Origin of the sequence: Arthrobacter sp. CAL618, from assembly GCF_000468215.1 — a bacterium.
Classification (GTDB): domain Bacteria; phylum Actinomycetota; class Actinomycetes; order Actinomycetales; family Micrococcaceae; genus Arthrobacter_D.
This window is the reverse complement of record NZ_ASZW01000196.1, coordinates 1-8,141: the sequence shown is the minus strand read 5'-3', so window position 1 is coordinate 8,141 and position 8,141 is coordinate 1. Positions and strand designations below refer to the sequence as shown.

Here is an 8,141-nt window from a genome sequence, read left to right as displayed (position 1 = left end):
GGCTCATCGTAATTGGGAGTGTAGGTAGGGTCTGAAGCCGCCTGATTCCAGGAGTGATCGAGCGATGTAGTTGGTGATGTTCCGGAATCCGAGGGCTGAGCCGCGGAGGTGTTCGAGCCGCCCATTGATGGCCTCCGTGGGGCCGTTGCTGGTGCCGGGTCGGTCGAAGAACGCGAGTACGTCGGCGGCGCGTTGTTTCAGGGTCCGGCCGATTCGGCGGATCTCGACCAGGGCTGCGGGAACGCCGCTGGTGACGGAGTTGATCACTGCCTGCATCATCTGTTTCCCTTGTGTCTTATTCGGTTCCCTGTATGCGGCGACGATCCGCTGATAGATGCCCCAAGTAGCTTCGACCTCGAGGTGTTCCTCGGACGCGAAGACGGCCTCCAAGCGTGCGTTCTGTTTGTCGGTGAGCAAATCCGCGCCGGTATGCAGGGTCCGTCGGGCCCGGTAGAGCGGGTCACCGGCACGACCCCGATGCCCGAGCGTCGCCTGCTGAACACGTTGCCGGCACCGGTCCAACCCGTCGCTGGCAAGCCGAACAACATGAAACGGATCCATGACCGGCACCGCGTCCGGGAGCTCCTCCGTGGTCGCGGTCTTGAAGCCGGTGAACCCATCCATCGCCACCACTTCCACCCCGTCCCGCCATGCCTGCGGGCGGTCTGCGAGCCAGGTCTTGAAGACCTGTTTGGAGCGGCCTTCGACCATGTCCAGCAGCCGTGCCGGGCCCGTCTTCTCGCGGATCGGAGTCAGATCAATGATCACCGTGACGAACTTGTCGCCACGTCGGGTGTGCCGCCAGACGTGTTCGTCGACGCCGATCGCGGTCACCCCGTCGAACCGCTGCGGGTTATCGATCAGCCGCCGCTTGCCCTCCGCAAGGACGGCGCTGTTGGCGGTATGCCAGGACACTCCCAGACCGGCAGCGACCCGGGACACGGTGAGGTGATCGACCACGACCGCCTCGAGCGCCCACCTGAGTCCGCGACGCGAGATCTTCGCCCGGGGCTCAGCTGCTGCGTCCGTGTCCTGTCGCCAGGTGCGACCGCACTCGGTGCACCGGTAACGGCGTATCCGCACCAGCAACGTAGTCGGCCGGTGACCGAACGGCTCATGCGCCAACCGGCGCGTCACCGTGTCACGGAGCACACCCGCAGAGCCGCAGCCTCGGCACCACGGATTTGCCTGAACGACACGGCATTCGATCACCGCCCGACCCGGGCACAGCTGCTGGCCGACGGCTTCCAAGCCGAGTTCGTCGAGCCGGCAGAACGTCGTCAGATCAGGGGCATGAAAGGTAGCGTTGAGCACGTCGAGGTCTTTCGGATGGGCAGCGTAGGAACTTCCATCATCGGAAGGCCTCGACCTCTATCCCGCCTTCGACGCGCCCACACCGATCACCCCGGCTACACCCCACCCACACTCTCGTTTACGAAGAGCCGCTTAAAAGTGTCAACAACGGCACCGGCGTCTGGCCTGCCCGGCGAGAGGACGGTGATTCAGCGCGCGTTTATACGGGCAATATCCCGATGGGCTCGATGCTTGCCCTGCCTCAAGGCACCAACCTGGGCACGCTTGGACTGTCGCCCGAGGGCTATGCGCTCGCTGAGGCGTTACAGCAATATGGCGGGCATGTCCTAGTCCGCTCCAGCGGGGTCACCCTCTACGCGGAGCCAGCAGCAAACCAGACACAGGTCAGAGCCCTCAAGAATGACTGGGCGAAACTTCGTCCTCTGCTGCGGATAGTCACCAACAACACCAAGGACAACGTTGCCGGCGCCCGCTAGCTGTCCGGGTCATACATGAACTCGCGGAGCTCCTGAGAACAACGGCAGGACACCGCGATCCTCCTCGCCCACTCGACGGCGTCGTCGCGCGTGGGCAACTCGAGCACTGTGAACCCGCCCGTGAGTTCACTGCTCGGGTAGATCGTGCTGCTCGCCGCGCCGTCGGGAGAGATCAGCACTGGATCGATGCTCTCGTTGATCCCACCCCCGAACACATACACGCCGGCGGCCTTGGCGTCCTTGATCACAGCGTGGGAGGCGGCGACGACGGCGGGGAACTCATCCTCCGTGACTACCATCGCTTCGCTCGGGAAAGAGATGAGATATTTGGTCATGACTCGATGATGGCCGTGATTGGGTGCGACGGCAATGGTCTGCGATCTTTCAGAAGCGCTGCCCGGCCGATGGCGGTCAGCCGTCCACCGGCCGCCACGGCCCCCATTGCTCGGTGCCGGGAACATCGCCCCTGGTCCACCACTGCGTCCGGTACACCTTGTCTTCGAAGATCACGCGACGGCCCTCGGTGTACACCGCGCCTTCTTCCCACACCACGGGTTCGGCGTCCGCTGCCTCCTGGGCCGACAAGGAGGGTTCGGCTGCCGGTGGGACATCCGCCGTCGTTGCCCCGGGGGTGGCTGTGCCGGGGGTGAGTGTTGGCGAACTGGGTGGCTGAACCGTGGTTTCGGGTATCACCCTGTCGCGGGCAGGACCCTGGGGAGTCTCGCGCAACTGATCGGACAGCACAGCGAAGAGCGAACCGTCCCGGTTACCTGCCAGGTCCCACCACATGCCACCGCCAAGCCCCTTCTCCAGAATGTAGTCGCTCTTGAGACGCACGGTTTCGGGGTTGTCGTAGCTCCACCACTTGTCGCCGTCGAACCGCCAGGCCGCGCCGAGGGTCGTGTCGGTGAACTCCTCGCCGACCTCGAGCAGCTCATCGTAATCCTCCAGGCCGGGCTCTTCGCCGCCCGGCGCAGGTCCGGTGGCTTCACCCCAAGGCTCCGCCGAGTCAGCACCCATCCAGCCCCTGCCGAACGCTGCGAGCCCGAGGCCGAGTTGGGCCGGGTCGATTCCGGCATCGAGATAGGCGCTGACGGTCCGGTCCACCGAGAAACGCTCGCCGTCTGGGCGTGGATCTTCCGGATCGTCGAAGAGGTTTCCCTGATGGCCGGTCAGGCCCGGTTCCCACGTGCCCCACAGGTCGTAACCCTGAATATTTCCGAAGTCGAGGTAGTCAAAGAGTGCGGGGTCGTTCCAGCCGCCGGCCTCGATCACCTCGGGATTTGCTGGAAGGAAGGCGCTCAGGGAATAGGAGGCACCCGTGCTCGCCCCCTGCGCATCGAGTTGCTCCCGGAATTCCTGCAGCAGCAGCCGGAAGTTCTCGGCGTCGTTTTCGGTGTCCACGCCGTTTCCCTCGAGCCCTTTATCGGTACCCGGCCATTCCCAGTCGATGTCGATGCCGTCGAAGATACCGGCCGCAGCACCGTCCCCTCCCCTGCCCTCGATCATCGGGAGGTTGCCCTTGATGTAGAGGTCGATGCAGGAGGCGACGAGGGCCTTGCGGGATTCATCGGTCGCCGCGGCACGCGAGAAGTTCTTCGACCAGGTCCAGCCACCGAGGGAGATCACCGCACGCAGGCCCGGGTTGGCAGCCTTCAGCTGCCGGAGCTGATTGAAGGATCCGGCCAGCGGTTGCTCTGGTGTGTCCCCGGTTCCGGCAATGGAGGCATCGGCGTCGTAGGCCATGCCGTAGTCCGCCCATGCATCGGAGGCACCGTCGGAACCGTCCGGGCCGCTCCCCTGAGCCTTGTTTGCCTCGAAGCATGTCAGCGTCTCGTGATGGATGTTCCCGAAGGCGTAGTTGATGTGACTCAGATTTCCGGCCGCCCCAGAGTCCTGAAGAGCCTTCATGGGGAATTGTCGCCCATAGACGCCCCACTGGGGGAAATAGCCGACGCTCCGGTAGCCGTTGATGCGGGCCGGAGTGGTAGCGGAGTCATCGGAGCCGCTCCCCTCCGATGACTTCTGGACCGAGCAGGAGACGACGCCGCTAGTGACCAGCAGTGCGACGACCGTCAGAACGCCGATTCGCAGCATAGGACGCGGGCGCACTCTTTTCATTCTTTCCTCCGGCAGATGAGACCAACACCGGCTGACAGCGGCTCTTCTAGGCTACGGTATGAAGCTTGCTGGCTACCGCCCACCGGTCAGTCAGGAAGGCCTGGGATCCTCTCGAACCCACCCCAGGGGGCCAGGTAGTCGTGTCTCAGCTACCACGTCTCGCCCTATTTCAGGCTGAGCACCTCGTCAATCGGGCGGTTGTTGACGAACACGCGGGCACTTGTGGCACCGGCAGCGGTCATGGCGGTGTATTCCAGCTGCGCCTGTGCGCGCGGTATGTCGCAGACACCCCCGAGCATGAACTGCCCGGTGAGCCAGATCGTGATGGTATTGCCGTTCAGCTCGCCGCCGACATAGGTGAGGTCTGACTGGTACAACACATTCACGAGCCCCGACAAGCCAACGTCGCGACTCTTGTTCGCGAGCAGGGCCTCCATGCTGGGACCCACCTGGTCCGTGAATCGGACCGGGCCCGTGGTCGTGGCGATCAGACTGTCACCGCAGCCGATCCTCGGTCCTGAAACGCCGTTATCGTCGACCGCGACATAGTAGATGGTCAGCGGAGCGACTTGCTCCGGAAGTCCCGTCGGCGTTGGTTCCACCGTCTCTGGAGGGCTTGCGGGGGCGGAGGACGGCGGCACAGCAGCTGTGGAAGTAGGGGCGGCCGAAGGTGTGCTCGGCGAGGACGTACCCGGAGCGGGCGTACTCGGAGTGGGCGTACTCGGAGTGGGCGTAACGGACGGGCTTGCTGTCGTCGTTGGCGCCGCGGGGCTGCTCGTCGGGGCGGCGGCCGGTGGACCGAAACAGCCTGTGAGCACGATGAGACTGGAGAGCCCCAATACACTGAATGCCGAAAGCCTGGTCATGATGCCCCCTTGGGTGCGGCCTCGCCCCGTCGCGGGGCCGCACTTTGAAAGCTACTCCCAAGGGTTCGCTAGGAATAGGGACTTTAGTCCGGCGTTGAGGGTTCAATGCTCCCGTGGGCACCGTCAGTAGCTGATGCACCAACGAGAAATTTTCCTTGCTGGCCAGGACGGTTCGCCACCCGGGGCCGATAGGGGGTCGCGTTCTTCCCGTCATTCGGGTGGAATGGCCGGGGATTTTGACAGGCCCTCGACCCGGACAGGCAGCGCCTTATCGCTCCGCAGCAGGGCTCGGAGCAACCGCCGCGCCTCCCACCGGAGCCACAGACGCGCCTGGCCCCGCCGCAGTACCAGGCCTCCGTCCGGGGTCGTGTACCGCTTCTGGAGATCACCCAACTCCTCGGCTTGCAGCAGCGCGACGGTGCTTCCCGCGGCCGAGTCGATAAGCCGTACCAGCGCGGATGGCCCGGTCAGATCGGTGGCCACGATGCGCTGCCCGCTCGCGGCGAGAATTGTCTTCTGCGCTGCGCGGGTGACGATCAGCGGACGTGACGGCCCTTCCAGCAGACCGGTCAGCACGTCCGCGGCGGCGTCAGGGCGGCCGATTCTCCGTGCCGCCGCCTGCATCCGCTGCAGCCGGCCCGGCTCGCGCAGCACCTCGTCGATCTTCCAGCCGATCGTCGCGGCTGTGTTGCAGCGTACGGCTGCCCCCTGCTCCATCAGGTAGTCGCCGTTGCGAACCTCTTGCCCCGGAATGGGGTTCACCAGCACCATGGGCAGCCCTGCAGCCATGCACTCCGACGCCGACAGCCCGCCGGGCTTGCCCACGAACAGGTCGGCACGGCGCAGCAGGTGCGGCATCTCCTCCGTGAAACCGAGCACGCGGTAACGCTCGCCAGCGGGAGCCACCAGCTGCTCGATGCGATGGCGCAGAGCATCGTTGCGTCCGCAGATGATCGTGGCCGTGAACGGCGAGCGCATGTGCATCGTCTGCCGCACTACCGAGACCGCATAGTCGCCGCCGGTGGCGCCCGCCGAGATCAGCAGCATGGGGGGTTCATTGGTATCGGGCGCGGGCTCGGGCACCCCATCGACCTGTTTGGCGATCGGGATGCCCGTGGCTGCCACTCGGTCGGAAGGAAGGCCGAGCGCCATCAACTCGATCCTTGCCTCCTCCCTGGCCACGAACAGCGAGTGGAACGCGCCGGGAAGCCACAGACCCTGGAAGTCGTAGTCCGTGGTCACCACAGCGGTCTTCGCGTCAGTTACACCGCGAAGGAGCACCGACGCCAGGAGCTGGGCTGGCAGGAAATGCGTGCACACGATAGCGGTCGGCCGGAATCGCTTGATCTCACTGATCACCGGAACGGCGTTCGCCCTTGTCCAAGGGTCGATTGGGCCGCGGCGCCGGTATGGCGGATCGCTTAGGTCATAACCCCAATCCACCAGCCATGGCAGGCCCTCGACCAGCACGAAGTAGCCTTTGGCCAGCAGCGCACGGTACAGCACGCTACTGACCTGCAGCACGTCCAAGACCTGAACGTCGGCGATGTCGGACCGTCCTGCGCACTCCTGCTGTAGCGCCGCCGCGGCGCTGTTGTGGCCCGCTCCCACCCCTGCGGACAGGATCAGAATGCGTTCCCCTCCATGGGTGTGAGATCCTCGTGCCGGTGTCTTGCGCATGATGCGAGGCTAGCAGCCCTACCCCTGAGAATTATTAGGTCCACCTGCCTCAGCGATTAGACGCTGAGGCGAAACTCCCTCCCCCGGTCGCCGCGGTTACCCTTTCCTGATCATCTGCGGGATGACATGTCGTTAACGCTCGTACCGGAGGGAGCTGGGGTCCTGGTCCCCTGAGACTTGTTTCCAGCCGTCCCTTGCCAGATCCCGCTTCAGTTCTGCCAATGCTGCGTTCATTCCCGGGGACCAGCTCTCCTCGGGTGACACTGGGGTGACCGACCTTGCTGAAGGGAACGTCGAGCTCTTGTAACGGGTCTTTCCGTCGACTTGCCCCACGAACCGCAGATGAGTGCTTCCGTATTGGGACCCGAGCGTTGTCAGGATGCTCGCCCACCATGACGTGCCCCCGATATCCTCAAGGGCAACGGTGAGCTCCTCCTTCGCCAGCTTCATGGAACTGTTCCTTGAATGACTTTGCGATGCGAGGGTGAACGAAGTGAATGCCACACACTCGTCGGGTACTCCTCTTTCAGCAGCCATGCCAGGCCACCAGTAAGCACAAGCTTGGGCAGCGTCCAGATTCCCAACGGTTTAATCGCATTCAAGAAGACGATGGCACCGGCCAGACCCACTTTGACGGATCGGCCGCGACTGAGAATCAGCTGTCCCATGGCGATTTCGCCCGCATGTTGATTTGCCTCCTCGCTTCCGCGTCGAAGAACGCTTTTTATGGCGTTCGATGATCCGACGCGGTCCGGAGACAACAGGTTCTCTTGCATCCGCTTCGCCGGACAGGGCCAAAAGTCCCCGCCGGCGCCAGAGCTACCAGGCAAGGTGATGGCCCACCCATGCGCCCTCCTGGTCTTGGGCGCAACGGTCATCACAACTCCTTGCTGAGATACGGAGCTTGATGAGTGAGCTGACCGGGCCAGTGATGATCGGTGATCTGGTTTCGGGGTGACGGGAGCGCTTCAACTACAGGAGGGAAGGCGCTTCCCGGTGCTGGTTCGGCCTCTGCTGTGGAAGACTGCAAGCATGGAGGCCCCAGCACGCGACCACGACATCGTCCTCTTCGGTGCGACCGGCTTCGTCGGTGAACTGATCGCAGAATATCTTGCGAACCACGCTCCACCGGACCTGCGTGTGGGACTCGCGGGGAGGTCGAAAGAGAAGCTCGAGGCCGTACGGTCCAGGCTGCCCGTCGCCGCGCAGGACTGGGCCCTTATCGAGGCCGATTCGGGGCGCCCTGACTCCCTCGCGGCGCTGGCCGCGAGTACCAGTGTTCTCTTCACCACGGTGGGTCCCTACGCGAAGTATGGGCTGCCGGTTGTCGAGGCGTGTGCCCGCGCCGGCACCCACTACGGGGACTTGACGGGCGAGGTGTCATTCGTCCGTGAAGCTATCGACCGTTGGGACGCTCTGGCGAGGACTACAGGTGCACGGATTGTCCATGCGTGCGGCTACGATTCCGTCCCGTCGGATCTCGCGGTTCTCCTCCTGCACCAAGCTGCGGAGGCCGATGGTGCGGGTGGCCTGACCGAGGTTCAGCTCGTCGCCAGGGCGAAGGGCGGCTTTAGCGGCGGCACCATCGAGTCGATGCGTGGGCAGTTGGACGGTGTGCGGGCGGACCCTGTGCTGCGATCGCTCGCGGGTGATCCCTACTGCCTCAGTCCGGACCGGACGGCGG

Annotated in this window: 9 protein-coding genes; 2 read left to right on the top strand and 7 right to left on the bottom strand. The window is 64.4% G+C overall.

The window, feature by feature from the left end:
• Positions 1-3: 3 nt before the first annotated feature.
• The gene (locus tag K728_RS0112090) at positions 4-1,314 is read right to left on the bottom strand and encodes an ISL3 family transposase (RefSeq protein ID WP_024475914.1); all 1,311 of its coding nucleotides are present in this window, start codon (positions 1,312-1,314) and stop codon (positions 4-6) included.
• A 227-nt stretch (positions 1,315-1,541) separates the two neighbouring features.
• Between K728_RS0112090 and K728_RS0112085 the strand changes: the two genes are divergently transcribed.
• Complete coding sequence (locus K728_RS0112085) at positions 1,542-1,790, top strand: hypothetical protein (RefSeq protein ID WP_035747968.1); 249 nt, start codon at positions 1,542-1,544, stop codon at positions 1,788-1,790.
• Here K728_RS0112085 and K728_RS0112080 read toward each other — a convergent pair.
• The 6 genes from K728_RS0112080 to K728_RS20965 form a co-directional block, all read right to left on the bottom strand.
• Complete coding sequence (locus K728_RS0112080; protein WP_024476883.1) at positions 1,787-2,125, bottom strand: YciI family protein; 339 nt, start codon at positions 2,123-2,125, stop codon at positions 1,787-1,789. The two genes, K728_RS0112085 and K728_RS0112080, sit on opposite strands and share 4 nt — an antisense overlap.
• A gap of 76 nt (positions 2,126-2,201) precedes the next feature.
• Positions 2,202-3,902, bottom strand: coding sequence for a glycosyl hydrolase family 18 protein (locus tag K728_RS0112075; protein WP_202802708.1), 1,701 nt, complete (start codon positions 3,900-3,902; stop codon positions 2,202-2,204).
• A gap of 173 nt (positions 3,903-4,075) precedes the next feature.
• Positions 4,076-4,513: a hypothetical protein gene (locus K728_RS21940; RefSeq protein WP_019481615.1), complete on the bottom strand. Its 438-nt coding sequence runs from the start codon at positions 4,511-4,513 to the stop codon at positions 4,076-4,078.
• Between the two features lie 474 nt (positions 4,514-4,987).
• Positions 4,988-6,457 (bottom strand): MGDG synthase family glycosyltransferase, encoded by a 1,470-nt coding sequence (locus tag K728_RS0112065; protein ID WP_024476881.1) that lies wholly within the window; start codon positions 6,455-6,457, stop codon positions 4,988-4,990.
• Between the two features lie 132 nt (positions 6,458-6,589).
• Entirely contained in the window at positions 6,590-6,907 is a 318-nt protein-coding gene (locus K728_RS0112060) for a hypothetical protein (RefSeq protein WP_019481612.1), read from the bottom strand.
• On the bottom strand, positions 6,904-7,335 hold the full coding sequence (locus K728_RS20965) for a hypothetical protein (protein WP_024476880.1): 432 nt from the start codon (positions 7,333-7,335) through the stop codon (positions 6,904-6,906). Before K728_RS20965 ends, K728_RS0112060 begins: the two co-directional genes overlap by 4 nt.
• 154 nt (positions 7,336-7,489) lie before the next feature.
• Between K728_RS20965 and K728_RS0112050 the strand changes: the two genes are divergently transcribed.
• Positions 7,490-8,141, top strand: a 652-nt coding sequence (locus tag K728_RS0112050) for a saccharopine dehydrogenase family protein (RefSeq protein ID WP_024476879.1), incomplete at its 3' end; no start/stop codon positions are given.